The following is a 15,662-nucleotide window of genomic DNA, read 5'->3' as shown; positions in this document are numbered from 1 at the left end:
GATGACCTTCCAGGTCGCGATCGTCGGGAGCGGACCCGCGGGCTGCTACACGGCCCAGGCCCTCCTGAGGACCTTGCCGGGAGTTCGGATCACCCTCGTGGAGCGGCTTCCCGTCCCGTACGGCCTGGTGCGGTACGGCGTCGCGGCCGACCACCAGGGCACCAAGGCCGTCACCCGGCAGTTCGACCGCGTCCTCGGGCACCCGGACGTCACGTTCGTCGGCAACGTCGAGGTCGGTGCGGACGTCAGCCTCGAGGTCCTGCGCTCGCAGTTCGACGCGGTCGTCATCGCCACCGGGCTGTGCCGCGACCGACGCCTCGGGATCGCGGGCGAGGAGCTGCCCGGCGTGATCCCGTCCGGCTGGCTGACCCGGTGGGCGAACGGACATCCTGATGCGACCCACGCACGCCCCCGCCTCGGCCGTCGTGCGGTGGTGATCGGCAACGGCAACGTCGCCATCGACGTCGCCCGCCTGCTCGCGAAGGCGCAGGACGAGTTCACGGGCAGCGACCTGCCGGGCGAGGTGGCCTCGGCACTGGTGGCCGCCGATGTCGGCGAGGTCGTCATCGTCGGACGCGGTACGGCCGACGAGGCCCGGTTCGACCCGGTCATGGTCAAGGAGCTGGCCCAGGTCGCGGGAGCGACGTTCGACGTCCCGGAGTCCTCGAGCGCCTCGGCCAGCCCCCGGTCCGACGCACTACGGCACCTCGCGGACGACCAGCGACGCGGCAACCGGGTCGTGGTGCGGTTCCGGTTCGGGTGGACGCCCTCGCGGATCGAGGGAGAGGACCGGGTCGAGAAGGTCGTCTTCGCCGACCGGACCGGCACGGAGCACTCCGTCGCCACCGACACGGTCGTCTCGGCGATCGGATTCACCGGCCCGGCCCCTCTCGTACCGGACGGTGCCCGGGTCGAGGACGGACGGCTCGGGACCGGACTGTACGCCGTGGGCTGGGCCCGCCGCGGCCCGCGCGGAACGATCCCGGACGCCCGGACCGACGCCCGCCTCGTCGCTGAGGTGGTCGCCGGCGACCTCGGCGCGCAGCACCGGCCGACGAGCCGGAGCGAGCCGCATCGGTGCTTCGCCGCGCTGCCCGCGACGGATCTCGAGGGCTGGCAGGCGATCGATCGCTACGAACGGGCCACCGCTGCCCACGGCCGCGTCCGCAACAAGGTCACCGACAGGCGCGCGCTGCTCCAGCTGGCGCGCCCCCGCCTCAACCACCTCCAAGGAGAACCAGCATGAGCATCGACGTCCTGTACGGAACCGAGTCAGGGAACGCCGAGATGGCGGCCGAGGAGATCGCCGCTGCGGTCGCCGACGCGCGGTCCCTCGACCTCCAGGACCTCGACCCCGACGACCTGTCCGCATCCACCGTCTACCTGGTGCTCTGCTCCACCTACGGCGACGGCGAGCTGCCTGCCTCCGCCCAGCCGTTCGTGGACGGCCTGCAGGCGCAGAAGCCCGACCTGACCGGAGTCCGCTATGCGATCTTCGGCCTCGGCGACAGCAGCTACGCCGAGTCCTACAGCCTCGGTGGGAACCGGCTGGCGGAGTGCCTCGACGCCCTGGGGGCCGAGCGCTTCGGGGACTTCGGCCGCCACGATGCGTCGAGCAGCGAGGACCTGGTCGCCTCGGCGATCGCGTGGGCCCGAGCTGTCCTTGCCGACGCAGCCGTCGCGGCGGCGTGAGGTGTGGCGATGACGACCCTGCAGCCCACCACCGACCCGCTGCCGTACCTGACGCAGGCGTACCGGACGGATCCCTACCCGTTCTACGCCGCGCTCCGTGCCCAGCATCCCGTCCACCGCCATCCCGACGGCTTCTGGGCGATCACCTCGTACGACGCCATCCGCCACCTGCTCTACGACCGCACGCTCGGCGTCGCCGAGCTCGACTACGGCCCCGCAGGCCCCCTGCACGACAGCATGCTGGGTGCCGACGCGCCGAAGCACACCCGCGTACGACGGACCCACAGCCGGTGGTTCACGCCCAGGGCCGTGAAGACCTGGACCGACATCACGCGCGCCGAGGTGGACGCCCGGCTCGAGGTGGTCGCAGCGGGTTCGCGGACCTTCGACGCCGTCCACGACCTGGCCTTCCCCGTCACCTTCGCGACCATCAGCCACCTGCTCGGCGTCCCCGACACCGACGGGGCCAGGGTGCGACAGGCGACGTACGACATCGGCAAGAGCCTCGGTCTCGCGCCGACCGAGGAGGAGGCCGCCGGCACCGCGGCGGCGTTCGACTGGTTCGTCGGCCACATCGAAGGCCTGATCGCGGACAAGCGGCGCCAGCCCGGCGACGGACTGCTGGATGCCTTCCTCGCCTTCGAGGACGAGGGCACGATGTCGCACGACGAGGTGATCGCGTCGACCACCCTGCTGTTCGCCGTGGGGCACCTGGACATCACCTACCTGATCGCCCACGGCATCGAGCTGATGGCGGAGCGACCCGAGATCTTCGACGACTACCGCAACCGGCCCGAGCTGCGCGAGGCGATCGTCAACGAGACGCTCCGGCTGGACACGCCCGAGCAGTTCGTCGTCCGCACCACCACGCAGCCGATCACCCTCGACGGGGTCGACATCCCCGCAGGGGAGGTGCTGGTGCTGTTCATCGGTGCCGGCAACCGCGACCCACTCGTCTTCGCCGAGCCGGACACCTTCCGGCTCGACCGCGACGTCGACCTCAGCAAGCACCTCGCGTTCGGCGGCGGCATCCACGGGTGTGCCGGTCAGGTGCTCGCCCGCGCCGAGGCCCACGTGGTCTTCGGCGCACTGACCGAGCGGTTCACGGCTCTCGAGCTGGCAGGCCCGGTGGACCACAACCACTCCGACTTCATCCGCTCCATCACCGCACTTCCCATCACGGTCCGCTGACCGGGCCCGACCCAGGAGACCCCTGTGACCATCCAGACCGACGAGCTCCGCTCGACCCCCTTCTCGCCGCGCTTCCCCGAGTCGACGGGCGAGGTGATCGACGTCTACGGCTTCGCAGTACCGCTCTGGTACACCGATCCCGACACCGAGTACGACGCCATCCGCAACCGCGTCGCACTGCTCGAGTTCTCCATGCTCTACAAGTGGGACCTCGTGGGACCCGACGCGCTCGCCGTCGCGGACGCGGTCTTCTCCCGCAACCTGCGCGAGCTCGGTCCGCGACGCATCGCCTACGGCGTCGTGGTCACGCCGAACGGCTACATGCTCGACGACGTCACCGCGGCGGTGCTCGGCGCCGACCACGTCCGGGTCATCGGCGGCAACCCGGCCACCGGCGAGGCGCTCGAGGCCGCCGGCGCCGGACACGACGTCCACGTCGCCGAGATCCGCGACACGCTGGCCGTGCTGTCGGTGCAGGGACCCCACAGTCGGGCGCTCCTCCAGCGCCTGACCGACCGTGACATGTCCAACGAGGCCTTTCCCTACTACACGTTCGACCCCGCGATGGAGGTCGCAGGCATCCGCGCGCACGTCAACCGCATGGGCTTCACCGCCGAGCTCGGCTACGAGGTCATGGTGCCGGTGGAGCGAGCCCTCGAGCTCTGGGACGCATTCCTCGCGGCCGGACCGGACCTGGGCGTGCAGCCGGCGGCGGCGGCCGCGCTCATGCAGGCGCGTGTCGAGGCCGGGATGATCATGGGCGAGCTCGAGTACGACGAGACCAGCACGCCCTTCGAGTGCCGGATGGGCTGGGCCGTCGACCTCGACAAGGCCGACTTCCAGGGACGAGCGGCGCTGCTCGCCCACAAGGACGCCGTCCGGACCCGGGTCGTCTCGGTGACCCTCGACTGCGACCCCGATGCCGCCGACGGGGCCCGGCTCCTCCGTGACGGGGCGGACGTCGGCTTCGTCACGATGGCGGTGCCGTCGCCGGCCCTCGACGGTGCCACGCTCGGGCTGGCCCGCGTCGCCGCCACGGCCGCGAGGATCGGCACCGAGCTCGACCTCCCCGGCGGCAAGGCCGTCGTCGTCCGCACGCCTGTCCACGACCCCGAGCGCAACCGCGTGCGGAGCTGAGGAGGACTTCCATGAACCGCTACGTGCTCACCCTGCGGTGCCCCGACCAACCCGGCATCGTCCGTGCCTTCGCCGACGGCGTCGTCAACGTCAAGGGCAATATCGTCGACAACCAGCAGTTCACCGACCCCGACACCGGCACCTTCTGCCTGCGCGCCGAGTTCGAATCGCCCGAGACGAGCGCCGAGGTGGTGCGCCGGAGCGTCGACGACGCGTTGGCCGGCTTCGACCCGGTCATCGGCCTCCGGGACGCGGACCATCGTCGCCGCGTGCTGGTGATGGTCTCGAAGTTCGACCACTGCCTCGTCGACCTGCTCTACCGCCACCGCACCGGTGAGCTGCCGGTCGACATCCCGGTCATCGTGTCGAACCACCTCGACCTCGCGCCGATCGCGGCACAGGCCGGCATCGAGTTCGTCCACCTGCCGGTCGCCAAGGACACCAAGGCGCAGGCGGAGGCGGACCTGCTCGCCCTCGTGGAGCACCACCGGATCGACGTCGTCGTCCTGGCCCGCTACATGCAGGTGCTGTCCGACGACCTGTGCGGCAAGCTCTCCGGGCGGGTCATCAACATCCACCACTCCTTCCTGCCGGGCTTCAAGGGCGCCAAGCCGTACCACCAGGCCCACGCGCGGGGCGTGAAGCTGATCGGGGCGACCGCCCACTACGTCACCGCGGACCTCGACGAGGGCCCGATCATCGAGCAGGACGTCCACCGGGTGAGCCACGCCTACACCGCCGACCAGCTCGTCGCGCTGGGCCGGGACGTCGAGCGCACCGTGCTGTCGCGGGCGGTACGACGGCACGCGGAGGACCGCGTGCTGCTGGTCGGCGCGCGCACGGTGGTCTTCGCATGAGCGCGCGCATCCTCGACGGTGTCGCGACCGCCGCCGCGATCAAGGCCGAGCTCTCCGGCCGCGTGGAGAAGCTTCGCGAGAACGGCGTCGTCCCCGGGTTGGGGACGATCCTCGTGGGGGACGACCCCGGGTCGGCCTGGTACGTCGCCGGCAAGCACCGCGACTGTGCGGAGGTGGGCATCCACTCGATCCGGGTCGACCTGCCTGCCGATGCCTCCCAGGCCGCGGTCGAGGAGGCGGTCCTGCGGCTCAACGCCGACCCGGCCTGCACCGGCTACATCGTGCAGCTGCCGCTCCCTGCGCACATCGACGAGAACGCCGTCCTCGGTCTCATCGACCCCGAGAAGGACGCCGACGGCCTCCACCCCACCAACCTCGGCTGGCTCGTGCTCGGCCGACGGGCTCCGCTGCCGTGCACCCCGAACGGGATCGTCGAGCTCCTGCGCCGCTACGGCCTGGACCTCGACGGCGCCGAGGTGGTGGTCGTCGGTCGTGGCGTGACGGTGGGAAGGCCGCTCGGACTCCTCCTGACCCGGCGTACGGAGAACGCGACGGTCACGCTGTGCCACACCGGGACCCGGGACCTCGCGACGCACACCCGGGCTGCTGACGTCGTGGTCGCGGCAGCGGGGGTGCCGGGGATCATCGGCCCGGACATGGTCCAGGCCGGCGCCGTCGTCCTCGACGTCGGTGTCTCGCGGACCGCAGACGGCAAGATCGCGGGCGATGTCGCAGGAGGGGTCCACGACGTCGCCGGCTGGGTCTCGCCGAATCCCGGCGGCGTCGGACCGATGACGAGGGCCATGCTGCTGAGCAACGTCGTGGAGGCCGCCGAGACCCGTTTGACGCACGCCGCGACAACGCACTCGTGACGACGACACATCTCTCGTATTGCACCAGTTACGTTCCTGCGACAGCGACAGCGATGGCGGCGGAGGTGGCGTCCGTGGTGACGCGGCCGCTCTCGCACCGGCGCACCTCCGCTGGACACCGCCGCGGAACGCCGGACGACTCAGGGAGTCGTCACTGCCGCCGGGGTGGCCTGCTCGGACGGCGCCGGTGCCTCCTCGGTCGCGGGCTCGGTCCCGGCCGTGGGCGTCGGGTCGAGCGGCTCGGTGGTCCCCGACGGCTCCGCGGTGGGCGGGGCGGTCGACTCCGGCGTCGGCGCGGGTGTCGGCTCGCTGCTGCGCGACTTGTGCGGGCGAGGCGTCGCCTCCCCCGTCGGCTCGTCGCCCTCGTCCGCGCCGTCGCTCGTCGCCGTCGGCAGGTCCGTGGCCGGGCCGCCCCGCCGGGTGAGCTCACGCAGCAGCGCGCGGGCAGCGGCCTCGATGTCGCTCGCGGCCGCGCCGTCGAGGTCACCCGTCTCCTCGAAGCGCCGGACATCGGCGATCAGCTGCCGCAGTAGCCGCTGTGCGGCGGGATACCGCCGCGCGGCCATCGCGTCGTCGACCTCGGCGAGCGCGGCCGCGAGCGCGGGTACGTCGTCGGCCGCAGACCTCGCCTCCGTCGTACCGCATCCCGCGAGGAGGCCTGCGAGGAGCGCGGTGGCGAGCGCCCGGGCGAGACGGGTACGCCGGCTCATCGTGGCTCCTCGATCGCGTCGTGCAGCTCCTGCAGGGGCTGCTGGTACCGCTCGGGCACGTTCGCGGGGACCTCCGTGCCCCCGCGCGTGGGCTCGGGGTCGCCCGACGGTCGGAGGAGGAGGAGGACGAGGGCGGCGGCGACCGCCACGACGACCAGGGCCGCCACGAGGAGCCACCGGCGCCGCGGGCCGCGATGCGCGGCCGCACGGCCGCCCTCCGCGGGGGCCGCTGCGGAGCCGTCCGTCGTGACCGCGAGCGGCTGGGTGCTCTCGCCGGGGTCGGGCAGGGCGGGGACGGTCCCGGTGGCGATGGCGGCGGTCGCGGCGGCCACGTCCTCGGCGGTGGGCCTGGCGGCCGGGTCGCGGGCGGTCATCGCCGTCAGCAGGTCCCGCCAGGGGCGCGGCAGCGACACGGGCATGGGCGGCGACGCGACGAGCCGCTGCACGGCGGTCTCGAGAGGGGCGCCGGGGAAGGCCCGCTCCCCGGTGAGGGCCTCCAGCAGCACCAGGCCGAGCGAGTAGACGTCGGCTGCCGAGGTGACGGCCTCGCCCGCGGCCTGCTCGGGCGCGAGATAGGCAGGGGAGCCGATGGTCTCCCCGGTCCGGGTGTGCTGCTCGAGGTCGCCGGCGAGACGGGCGATGCCGAAGTCGGCGAGCAGCGCCCGCGAGTCGCCACACAGCAGCACATTGCTCGGCTTCACGTCCCGGTGGGTGACGCCCTGGGCATGCGCGTAGGCAAGGGCGGCGGCCACCTGCGTCCCGATCTCGGCGACCGTCTGCGCCGGCAGGGCGCCGGCCGCGAGCTGCGCGGCGAGGGTCGGGCCTTCCGCGAGGGTCATCACGAGATAGGGCCGGTCGGCGCGGATGCCGGCGTCCAGGAGGGTGACCAGGCCCGGGTGGTTCAGCCGGGCCAGCAGCTGGGCCTCCGCGATGAAGCGGGCGCGCAGGACGGGATCCTCGACCTCGCGCAGGACCTTGACGGCGACCTCGCGCTGGAGCAGCTCGTCGGTCGCCCGGAAGACGTCGGACATCCCGCCGTGCCCCAGCTCGTCGAGCAACCGGTAGCGGTCGTCGAGAACGATGACCGAATCGCTGCTCATGGGGGAGCAGTACCCGGGGAGTGCCCCGTTCAACGACCGAGTGGGCCATCGCACCTCGGGGCGTTTGAGACCTCTCGCGGGGGTACCACCACCGCCAGCAGGGCGTTCGTCGGGGACGATGCGCGCCGTGTCAGGTTCCGGCGGGTGGTGGGCCAACCGGCCCGCCGGAACCGAGCTCGAGGTTGCGGCGCAGCGCCAGCACGGCGATGTCGTCGCTGCGGTCGGGGTCGCGCATCCGCTCGAGCAGCTCGTCCAGGAACGGTTCGAGCGGGGCGGAGGCGGGGTGGTGGGCCGCGCTCACCTCGGCCAGCCGGGCGAACCCCGCGTCGATGTCCTCGGTACGACGCTCGACGAGCCCGTCGGTGAAGCACAGCAGCGTCGTGCCCGGGTCGAGCGTCGCGGTGGTCGCCTCGAACGCGGCCACCCCGGCGCCGAGCGGAGGACCGGTCCGGACCGGCAGGAAGGCGGTGGCGCCGTCGGCGGACACCGCCAGCGGCGCCGGATGGCCGGCGCTGGCGATGGTGAGCTCGCCGGTGCGCCAGTTCCCCGTGCCGGCGAGGACGGTGACCATGTGGCCGTCGACGGCGATGTCGAACTGGTGGGCACACTTCTCCAGCGCGGCCGCGGGGCTGTCGCCGTCCATCAGGTAGGCGCGGAGCGTGAAGCGCGCCCGCGCCATCTCCGCGACGGCGTCGATGCCGTGCCCCGACACGTCGCCGACGACGAACGCGAACTCGTCCCCCTCGGCCTCGACGACGCTGTACCAGTCGCCTCCGATGTCGATGCCCTGGGCGCCGGCGACATAGGTCGCCGCGATGTCGAAGCCGGGCACCTGCGGGAGCGTCCGGGGCAGCAGCGCGCGCTGCAACCGCACGGAGAGCTCACGTTGTTCGTCGTACAGGCCCTCGACGCGGCGGTAGAGCGAGGTGATGGTCCGGGTGTCCGCCTCGGCGCGTTCGCGGGACCGGAGCAGGTGACGGGTGAGGAGCAGCGCCAGCAGCGTGGCCAGGGGGCCGCCCAGGCCGAGCAGCCACGGGAGCTGCCAGCCCAGGTCGCTGCCCAGGTGCTCGCGGGGACGCGTCACCAACCTCAACACGTCGTCGCCGAAGGGCACGGTCGTGGAGTAGGTCAGCCCGTCGAGCGGCAGCGTCGAGGGCTCGACGTCGGTCATCACCATGTCCTCGGTCCGGGTGCCGTCCCCGAGGTAGAGCGCGTAGTCGAGGCCGGCGAACCCGGAGTCGGCGTCGACGGGGCTCTGGCGGTTCCTCGGCACGGTGCGCCCGGCGAACACCACGAACCGCGACGCCGGGTCGGCGAGCACGAAGACGATGCGGATCTGCTTCCCGACCGTGCTCCAGTCCACGGCCATCGTCCGTGCCCTCAGCGAGCGGGCGACGAGTCTCTCCGCTCGCGCACTGGGTGCGGCGATGCCCGGCCGGCCGCCGACCGCCGCGACCTGGCTCAGGCCCTTGGGTCCCCGCCGCCACAGCGCTCCCACCTGGAACAGCTGGTCGGTGCCGATGTTGCGGCTGAACCGCTCCTCGAACACGGTGCGAAGGCGCCGGGGCAGCACGCTGGCGGCAACGTCGAGCGCGGACGAGAGAGGCTCCTGCAGGCCCATCGTCGCGGCCTCCAGGACGGCGGCGGCCTGGTCGGTCTGGACCTGCAGCAGACGCTCCTCGTTGCTCCGGTCCGTGCGCATGGCCAGCACCACGCTCAGTGCGGTGGTGACCAGGCCGAGGATCACGATCGCCGCGGACACGCGGTCGCGGCGTCGGTCGGGGCTGGACGGCTGATCGGACTCGCCGGCCGTCACGGCGCGGGGTCCTCCTCGACCTCGAAGAGCTGCTTGAGACCCACGACCTCGAGGAGCCGGCGGGTTCCGGGACCCAGCGACCGCAGGGTGAGCAGCTTGCCCGTGTCGATGGCGTGGCGGCGGATCTGGAGGAGGATCCCGAGCCCGCCGGAGTCCATGAAGGTCACGCCGGCGAGGTCCAGCCTCAGGTGCTCGTGCTGGTCCAGGCCGGTCAGGGCGAGCCCGAGGAGGTCGTCGCTCGCGGCGATGTCGATCTCTCCCGAGACCTGGATCTGCCAGGTGGGGCCCAGCGCGGAGGCGGTGAGCTGCGTCATCAGCGTTCCTCGCTCGCGACTGCTGGTGGTGCTCGGCCGCTGCTGGACCGTCGTCAGACCCTACTGCACGAGCCGGCCGCAGACGCTAGATTCGTGGGCGAGCAGCGACCGGGACGAGCCGGCCCGATGCTCCACACGTGGTTGGGGGTGCGGCATGGCCGACGTCGTCCATGCGTTCGCAGTGCCCATCCATCCGTCGTCCGTCGGACTGGCGCGCACCGAGCTGCGCGACGTGCTGCGCCCGGCGGCCCAGCCCGTCGCGCTCGTGGAGGACGCCGTGCTGGTCCTCTCCGAGCTGGTCGCCAACGCGCTCTCCCACGCCCGTCCGACCCGCACCGACGACATCGGGGTCGAGGTACGGCTGGTCGGCGACCGGCTGCACGTGGCGGTCACCGACGGAGGATCCGACAGCGTGCCCGAGATCGTCCCGGGCCCGGGTGTCCGCCCGAGCGGGCGAGGCCTGTTCCTCGTCGACGCGCTCAGCGACCGGTGGTGGTGGGAGCCGGCCGAGCACGGTCGCACCGTCCGCGCCGAGCTGCGCTGCCCCGCCGCGGCCGAGTGAGGCCGCGCGACCGTGTGAGGCTCGGTCCGGACGCACGAGGCCCCACCCGGCTCGGGATGTCCGGGTGGGGCCTCGCTCTGTGCGCCTGGGTCGGTCGGTGCGCCGGTCAGTAGGTGCGGCGGTCGACCACGTCGTCGCGACGCCGCCACGGCGGTGCGTACATCAGCGAGACGACGATGGCGATGATGCCGGCGACGATGAGGATCGTGCCGAGCGCGCCGTCGTTGATGAAGTCCAGGTCGACGGTGATGACGTCGAGCGCGAGGATGAGCCCCAGGACCAGCAGGACGATTCCGAGTCCGATGTACATGATGGTTTCCCCCTTGGTGTTCAGGTCAGCGCGAGGACCAGCGCCGCGGCGATGGCCAGGATGGCGAGGACCAGGACCAGGCCCGACGTCTCGTCGGTCTCGGTCGGTCCCGGATGGTGGTGCTGGACGGTCATCGTGTTCCCCCCTCGGAGCCGGTTGTCTGCCGGCGGACGTCCGGTACCCGGCGTCGTGCGCGACATTCACCGGCAGCACGTCGACGGTGGACCAGCGGATCCGATGGGTCTGGAATCGCGAGATCGGGGCACCTCGTCGCTGGCCGGCGCCGGCGACCCGCCACCCACCCCTGGGGGCGTCGGCGGCCGGCCGCCCAACGGGGGGCCGGCCGCCCCCTCATCGGGGGGTGAGGGGGCGGACCTGGGCGGACGTGAGCGGATCGGCCGCTCAGTGCATCGCCGACCGCGCCGCGTCGCGCACCTTGTCCACGAGCCCGGCCAGCGGGCCCACCGCGGCATTCAGCACGGCCGACTCGCCGACGGCTGGATGCGGGTGCGTGGGCGCGATCTGCTCCGCCGCCTTGAGCGCGGCGGCCATCTTCTCGAGCTCCGCCGGGCCGGCCTCGGCCAGCAGCAGCGGGAACTCCTGCTCCTCCTCGTTCCTCGCGTGCTCCGTCACCATCCCTCGCAGGCGGGCGATGCCGGTCTCGAAGTCGGGCGACGTGGTGTCCATGCCGTCGAGGGAGGACAGCAGCTCCTTCGCCTCGTGCTCCTCCTCCTGACGGGCCTCGACCACGTCGCCGCCGCCGTACCGGGTCACGTTCGGGTGGGTCACGATCTCCTCGGCCGCCTCGTGCACCGACAGCATGCGCCGCAGCTCGGCGAAGGCGCGGGCCCTCGCCTCACCGGCGGTCGTCTGGACCTCGTCGAAGAGCTTCTCGATGTGGCGGTGCTGGTCGGTCAACATCTGCACGACGTTCTTCGTCGCCGTCATCTCCACCTCCAGGGGTGCGGGTTCCGTACGCCGGCGGTACCCGACCCGGCGTACGGAAACCGATCCCCGCTCAGCGCGCGCCGAGGCTCGCCAGCACCCGCTCCGCTGCCTGCTGGCCCGAGGCCGCGGCGTCGGCCAGCGAGGGCATGTCGAGAAGGTAGTCGCCCGCCAGGTGCACCGGGCCGAGCGGCTCGCGCAGGGTGGCCAGCGTGGCCCGGCCCCCCGGCGCCCAGAACGGTACGACGCGCGGGTGGCGCCGCAGGATGCCCGGCTCCACCTTGCCCTCGAGCTCGGGGTAGAGGCGCAGCAGGTCGGCGGTGAACCGCGCGACGATCTCCTCGTCGCCGAGCTCGAAGAGCCGGTCGGCCTCGGCGCCGCCGGCGAAGCAGGCCAGCGCGCCCCCGGGCTTGCGCACGCCCCGGCGCAGAGCGGCGGCGTGGTTGAAGACCGCCTGGAAGGAGAGCCCGGGCGTCGAGACGGCGAGGAAGTCGTCCCACCGCTGCGGGCCCTCCTCGTGGGTGAAGAAGCCCACCACGACGTACCGCCCGTAGTGGATGGCCTCGAAGGCCGTCCGGTGGTCCGGGGGGAGGCCGGGCATGATCTTCACGGCGATGTCCGCGGGGACGGCGACGATCGCCCGCCGGGCGCGGATCCGCGCCGGTCCGGCGGCGTCCTCGTAGTCCACGACGACGCCGTCCTCGGTCCACTCGACCGTGTGCACCGGCGAGCCGAGCCGGACCCGGTCTCCGAGGTCGGCCGCGAGGATGTCGGTCAGGGTCTGGTTGCCGCCCTCGGGGAGGGTGAGGTTGTCGACCTTCTCGGGGTCGGTGAGCAGGATGCCCATCGAGAAGACGAACTGGGTGGCGGCGGTCTCCTCGGGCTCGCAGCCCATCCACTGGCCCGACCAGGACCGCACCATCTCGCGGGCGAGTTCGGACCTCACACCGCGCAGCACGAAGTCGGCACGCCGGTTGTCGAGCTTGGCCCGGACCCGGTTGGCCCACCGGTTGTCCGGGCTCATCTCGAGGAAGGGCACGTTGGCGAGGATGCGGGTGCCGACGGCCGCGAGGCCGAGGCGGTCGCCCCAGGTCATCTTCGAGCGGAACATCAGCGCGAACGGGTTGGAGGTGTCGACCTGCTTGCCGCCCAGCGACAGGGCGACCGACTTGCCCTCGAGGGTCCCGAGGTGGACCCGGTGCCGGTGGAGCGCGTCGATGAGCGGTCCCGTGCCCTCGGTGAACTGGGTGCCCACGTTGATCCAGTAGTCGCCCTTGCGGACGGTGTCGACGCGGCCGCCGGCCCGGTCGCTCGCCTCCAGGACTACGACGTCACGGTCGGCCAGCGTGGTCGCGGCCATCAGCCCGGCCATGCCGGCGCCGATGACGACGACCTCGTGGGTCTCCTCGCGGACCCTGTCCGGGGTCGTGTCCTTGCGTGTCGTGGCCATGCTGCTCAGCTCGCCTTCGTGATGGTGGGGGTGCGGTCCAGCGCTCCGGAGATCGAGGCGACGAGGCGCTCGGTCGCCTTCCGGCAGCTCGGGCTGACCGCGGTGTAGGAGAGGTAGCCGTGGACCAGGCCCGCCTCGCGGTCCACCTGCGCCGGGACGCCGGCCTCGAGGAGGGCCGTCGCGTAGGCCAGCCCGTCGTCATGGAGCGGGTCGAAGCCGGCGAGGTTGACGATCGCAGGAGCCAGCCCCTCGAGGGAGGACGCCCGGTAGGGGGACACCCGCGGGTCCGCGACGTCGGTCCCGGCAGGGAGGTAGTTCTCGACGAACCACGCGACCTGCTTGGCCGACAGGGCCGGGGAGGCGGCGAACTCGTCCTGCGAGGGCCGGTGGTCGACGAGGTCCGTCACCGGCTGGATGAGGACCTGCAGCATCGGCTGCACGGCCTCTCCTCGCACCTGCTGGCACAGGACGGCGGCGATGTTGCCGCCGGCGCTCTCGCCCGCGACGACGACCCGGTGCGGGTCCACGCCCCACGACGCGGCGTGCTCGACGACATACCGCCAGGCGGCGAGGGCGTCGTCCTGCGCGGCAGGGAAGGGGTGCTCGGGCGCGAGCCGGTACTCCACGGACACGACGTCGGCGCCGGTGCCGTGGGCGAGCATGCGCACGGGTGCGGTGTAGCTCGCCCGGCTGCCGATGACGAACCCGCCGCCGTGGAAGAAGAGGACGAGGCCGCGCTCGGGGGTGCCGTTGCTGTAGCGCGTCGCCAGCAGGCCGTCGCCGATCGCGATCTCCTCCTCGATCGCGCACGGAGCGATCCGCGAGGCGAACAGGAGCAGGTCCCGCTCAGTCGTCGCCCGTGCCTCGACGGGCGGCAGGTCGCTGTAGTCCGGACCGGACTCCCCGAGCTTCATCAGCAGCGCGACATCGGGTGCCATGGTGTCGCCGGCCGTGTTGGTCGCCGGCCGGGCCAGCAGGCGCTGGAGCGAGGCCGGCAGACGGCTGAGGAAGACGAGCAGAGTGCGCTGCAGGCGCTGCGCCACCGTGAAGTGCTGCGTGCTCGGCGGGGTGCTCATGACGCGGCCTCGACGCTGACCAGGTGCGGCGCCTCGACGGCGCGCTTCGAGAACTGCAGGTCGCGGTGGATCAGGCGCCCCTTGAAGAGCCGGTTGTCCCGCACGAAGGTCGTGTGCATCCGCCATGGCTTGCCCGCACCCTGGCGCGGCAGCTCCGACTGGGCGCGCTGCATGTAACCCGCCGAGAGGTCGAAGAGGCTCTGGGTGGCCATCCCCTCCGGCGGGACGGGGAGTGCGGTGTCGTACCCCTTGCGGTCCATCTCGCGGATCACGTCGGCGACGAGGCGCGTGACATTGCGGATGCGCAGGGTCCAGGTCGCCTTGGTGAAGCCGAGCATCATCGCCCAGTTCGGCACTCCGGACATGAGGGCACCGTGGTAGAGCACCGTGTCGGCGACGTCCACAGGGGTGCCGTCGACGGTCGGCTTGATGCCGCCGAGCATCTGCATGACCAGGCCGGTCGCGGTGACGATCACGTCGGCCTCGAGAACCTTCCCGGAGGTGAGGAGGATGCCCTTCTCGGTGAACCGCTCGATCTGGTCGGTGGCGACGTCGGCGTTGCCGTTGCGGATCGCCTCGAAGAAGTCGCCGTCCGGGGTGGCGCACAGCCGCTGGTCCCAGGGGCTGTACGGCGGCGCGAAGTGTGTGTCTACGTCGAACCCGGCGGGGAGCTCCTTGACGGTCATGCTGCGCAGGAGCTTGCGCCCGAAGTTGGGGAACTTGACGAGAACCGTCACGAGCAAGTGGTCGCGCCAGATGTTCTTGATCCGGGTGAGGCGGTAGCCGAGCTTCTTGCCGAAGACCTTCAACAGGAACTGGGCGATCTTGTCCACCCGGGGCATCGACGCGACATAGCTCGGGGTGCGCTGGAGCATGGTCACGTGGGCCGCCGCGCCCTCGCCGTTCAGCATCGCCGGGAGCATCGTGACGGCGGTCGCGCCGCTGCCGATGATCACCACACGCTTGCCACTGTGGTCGTAGTCCGCGGGCCAGTGCTGCGGGTGCAGGATGTCGCCCTGGAAGTCCTCGCGACCCTCGAAGCGGGGCTCGAAGCCCTCGTCGTACTTGTAGTAGCCGGTGCCGCTGAAGACGAAGCCGGCCTGGACGATCTTGTGCGACTCGTTGCCGGCCTCGTCGGTCACCGTCACGTGCAGCGTCCACTGCGCGTCCTCGCTGGACCAGTCGGCAGCGGTGACGCGGTGCCGTAGGCGGAGGATCTCGTCCATCCCGAACTCGGCGATGGTCTCCTCCATGTAGCCGCGGATCAGGTCGCCCCCGGCGATCGCCTCCTCGTGCAGCCACGGCTTGAACTCGTAGCCGTAGGTGTGCACCGAGTCGTCGGAGCGGATGCCGGGGTAGCGGAAGAGGTCCCAGGTCCCGCCGACCGCGTCGCGGCCCTCGAGCAGGAGGACCTTCTTGTCCGGGAAGTCGTCCATCAGGTACTTCGTGGCGCCGATGCCCGAGAGGCCGGCGCCGATGACGACGATGTCGGCCGTCTCGGTCGGGTGGCTGGGCTGGGTCATGGTGCGCGTCCTCCTTGTGCGTGACTGTCCTGAGATCAGTCTTAGTCATCTGTTTAGGTCAGGTGCCTAAGTGTGTGTCACGCATCACCTTTCGTCAAGGCCGATCT

General features: G+C 72.0%; 16 protein-coding genes. 7 read left to right on the top strand and 9 right to left on the bottom strand.

Features of this window, described 5'->3' with window-relative positions; genetic code table 11:
- The first annotated feature begins 1 nt into the window (after nucleotide 1).
- From BJ993_RS07700 to BJ993_RS07675, 6 genes are read left to right on the top strand one after another with little or no spacing between them, the layout of a single operon-like run.
- Nucleotides 2-1,246, top strand: a complete 1,245-nt coding sequence (locus BJ993_RS07700) for an FAD-dependent oxidoreductase (protein WP_179648306.1) — start codon at nucleotides 2-4, stop codon at nucleotides 1,244-1,246.
- The gene (locus tag BJ993_RS07695; RefSeq protein WP_179648305.1) at nucleotides 1,243-1,692 is read left to right on the top strand and encodes a flavodoxin domain-containing protein; all 450 of its coding nucleotides are present in this window, start codon (nucleotides 1,243-1,245) and stop codon (nucleotides 1,690-1,692) included. Before BJ993_RS07700 ends, BJ993_RS07695 begins: the two co-directional genes overlap by 4 nt.
- Nucleotides 1,693-1,701: 9 nt before the next feature.
- Nucleotides 1,702-2,883, top strand: a complete 1,182-nt coding sequence (locus BJ993_RS07690; protein WP_179648304.1) for a cytochrome P450 — start codon at nucleotides 1,702-1,704, stop codon at nucleotides 2,881-2,883.
- A 24-nt stretch (nucleotides 2,884-2,907) separates the two neighbouring features.
- Nucleotides 2,908-4,020, top strand: a complete 1,113-nt coding sequence (locus BJ993_RS26535; protein ID WP_179648303.1) for an aminomethyl transferase family protein — start codon at nucleotides 2,908-2,910, stop codon at nucleotides 4,018-4,020.
- 11 nt (nucleotides 4,021-4,031) lie between these two features.
- On the top strand, nucleotides 4,032-4,877 hold the full coding sequence (purU, locus tag BJ993_RS07680) for a formyltetrahydrofolate deformylase (RefSeq protein ID WP_179648302.1): 846 nt from the start codon (nucleotides 4,032-4,034) through the stop codon (nucleotides 4,875-4,877).
- Nucleotides 4,874-5,749 carry a bifunctional methylenetetrahydrofolate dehydrogenase/methenyltetrahydrofolate cyclohydrolase gene (locus BJ993_RS07675; RefSeq protein WP_179648301.1) on the top strand — a complete coding sequence of 292 codons (876 nt, stop codon included), beginning with the start codon at nucleotides 4,874-4,876 and terminating at the stop codon, nucleotides 5,747-5,749. Before purU ends, BJ993_RS07675 begins: the two co-directional genes overlap by 4 nt.
- Nucleotides 5,750-5,889: 140 nt before the next feature.
- Here the strand turns inward: BJ993_RS07675 and BJ993_RS07670 are convergent, their stop codons facing one another.
- From BJ993_RS07670 to BJ993_RS07655, 4 genes are all read right to left on the bottom strand, one after another.
- On the bottom strand, nucleotides 5,890-6,459 hold the full coding sequence (locus BJ993_RS07670; protein WP_179648300.1) for a hypothetical protein: 570 nt from the start codon (nucleotides 6,457-6,459) through the stop codon (nucleotides 5,890-5,892).
- The gene (locus BJ993_RS07665) at nucleotides 6,456-7,559 is read right to left on the bottom strand and encodes a serine/threonine-protein kinase (protein ID WP_179648299.1); all 1,104 of its coding nucleotides are present in this window, start codon (nucleotides 7,557-7,559) and stop codon (nucleotides 6,456-6,458) included. Before BJ993_RS07665 ends, BJ993_RS07670 begins: the two co-directional genes overlap by 4 nt.
- A gap of 130 nt (nucleotides 7,560-7,689) precedes the next feature.
- Nucleotides 7,690-9,375 (bottom strand): PP2C family protein-serine/threonine phosphatase, encoded by a 1,686-nt coding sequence (locus BJ993_RS26530; RefSeq protein ID WP_179648298.1) that lies wholly within the window; start codon nucleotides 9,373-9,375, stop codon nucleotides 7,690-7,692.
- Entirely contained in the window at nucleotides 9,372-9,689 is a 318-nt protein-coding gene (locus tag BJ993_RS07655) for an STAS domain-containing protein (RefSeq protein WP_179648297.1), read from the bottom strand. The genes BJ993_RS26530 and BJ993_RS07655 overlap by 4 nt, the downstream gene beginning before the upstream one ends.
- 154 nt (nucleotides 9,690-9,843) lie before the next feature.
- On the opposite strand from BJ993_RS07655, the gene BJ993_RS07650 reads away from it, so the two are divergent.
- The gene (locus tag BJ993_RS07650; protein WP_179648296.1) at nucleotides 9,844-10,251 is read left to right on the top strand and encodes an ATP-binding protein; all 408 of its coding nucleotides are present in this window, start codon (nucleotides 9,844-9,846) and stop codon (nucleotides 10,249-10,251) included.
- A gap of 106 nt (nucleotides 10,252-10,357) precedes the next feature.
- Here the strand turns inward: BJ993_RS07650 and BJ993_RS07645 are convergent, their stop codons facing one another.
- The 5 genes from BJ993_RS07645 to BJ993_RS07625 form a co-directional block, all read right to left on the bottom strand.
- The gene (locus BJ993_RS07645; protein ID WP_036549102.1) at nucleotides 10,358-10,561 is read right to left on the bottom strand and encodes a hypothetical protein; all 204 of its coding nucleotides are present in this window, start codon (nucleotides 10,559-10,561) and stop codon (nucleotides 10,358-10,360) included.
- Between the two features lie 402 nt (nucleotides 10,562-10,963).
- Nucleotides 10,964-11,509: a hemerythrin domain-containing protein gene (locus BJ993_RS07640; RefSeq protein ID WP_179648295.1), complete on the bottom strand. Its 546-nt coding sequence runs from the start codon at nucleotides 11,507-11,509 to the stop codon at nucleotides 10,964-10,966.
- Nucleotides 11,510-11,579: 70 nt separating this feature from the next.
- Nucleotides 11,580-12,956 carry a flavin monoamine oxidase family protein gene (locus BJ993_RS07635; RefSeq protein WP_179648294.1) on the bottom strand — a complete coding sequence of 459 codons (1,377 nt, stop codon included), beginning with the start codon at nucleotides 12,954-12,956 and terminating at the stop codon, nucleotides 11,580-11,582.
- Between the two features lie 5 nt (nucleotides 12,957-12,961).
- The gene (locus tag BJ993_RS07630) at nucleotides 12,962-14,032 is read right to left on the bottom strand and encodes an alpha/beta hydrolase (protein ID WP_179648293.1); all 1,071 of its coding nucleotides are present in this window, start codon (nucleotides 14,030-14,032) and stop codon (nucleotides 12,962-12,964) included.
- Entirely contained in the window at nucleotides 14,029-15,555 is a 1,527-nt protein-coding gene (locus tag BJ993_RS07625) for a flavin-containing monooxygenase (RefSeq protein ID WP_179648292.1), read from the bottom strand. The genes BJ993_RS07630 and BJ993_RS07625 overlap by 4 nt, the downstream gene beginning before the upstream one ends.
- Between the last annotated feature and the right edge of the window lie 107 nt (nucleotides 15,556-15,662).

This window comes from Nocardioides aromaticivorans (genome assembly GCF_013408525.1).
GTDB classification, from domain to species: domain Bacteria; phylum Actinomycetota; class Actinomycetes; order Propionibacteriales; family Nocardioidaceae; genus Nocardioides; species Nocardioides aromaticivorans.
The sequence above is the reverse complement of the archived record's forward strand: the minus strand, read 5'-3'. Positions and strand labels throughout refer to the sequence as shown.

Bases quoted from the DNA above. Each gene is read 5' to 3' on its own strand.
- BJ993_RS07700 (WP_179648306.1), top strand. From the start codon at position 2: ATGACCTTCCAGGTCGCGATCGTCGGGAGCGGACCCGCGGGCTGCTAC.
- BJ993_RS07695 (WP_179648305.1), top strand. From the start codon at position 1,243: ATGAGCATCGACGTCCTGTACGGAACCGAGTCAGGGAACGCCGAGATG.
- BJ993_RS07690 (WP_179648304.1), top strand. From the start codon at position 1,702: ATGACGACCCTGCAGCCCACCACCGACCCGCTGCCGTACCTGACGCAG.
- purU (WP_179648302.1), top strand. From the start codon at position 4,032: ATGAACCGCTACGTGCTCACCCTGCGGTGCCCCGACCAACCCGGCATC.
- BJ993_RS07675 (WP_179648301.1), top strand. From the start codon at position 4,874: ATGAGCGCGCGCATCCTCGACGGTGTCGCGACCGCCGCCGCGATCAAG.
- BJ993_RS07670 (WP_179648300.1), bottom strand. From the start codon at position 6,459: ATGAGCCGGCGTACCCGTCTCGCCCGGGCGCTCGCCACCGCGCTCCTC.
- BJ993_RS07665 (WP_179648299.1), bottom strand. From the start codon at position 7,559: ATGAGCAGCGATTCGGTCATCGTTCTCGACGACCGCTACCGGTTGCTC.
- BJ993_RS07655 (WP_179648297.1), bottom strand. From the start codon at position 9,689: ATGACGCAGCTCACCGCCTCCGCGCTGGGCCCCACCTGGCAGATCCAG.
- BJ993_RS07650 (WP_179648296.1), top strand. From the start codon at position 9,844: ATGGCCGACGTCGTCCATGCGTTCGCAGTGCCCATCCATCCGTCGTCC.
- BJ993_RS07645 (WP_036549102.1), bottom strand. From the start codon at position 10,561: ATGTACATCGGACTCGGAATCGTCCTGCTGGTCCTGGGGCTCATCCTC.
- BJ993_RS07640 (WP_179648295.1), bottom strand. From the start codon at position 11,509: ATGACGGCGACGAAGAACGTCGTGCAGATGTTGACCGACCAGCACCGC.
- BJ993_RS07635 (WP_179648294.1), bottom strand. From the start codon at position 12,956: ATGGCCACGACACGCAAGGACACGACCCCGGACAGGGTCCGCGAGGAG.
- BJ993_RS07630 (WP_179648293.1), bottom strand. From the start codon at position 14,032: ATGAGCACCCCGCCGAGCACGCAGCACTTCACGGTGGCGCAGCGCCTG.
- BJ993_RS07625 (WP_179648292.1), bottom strand. From the start codon at position 15,555: ATGACCCAGCCCAGCCACCCGACCGAGACGGCCGACATCGTCGTCATC.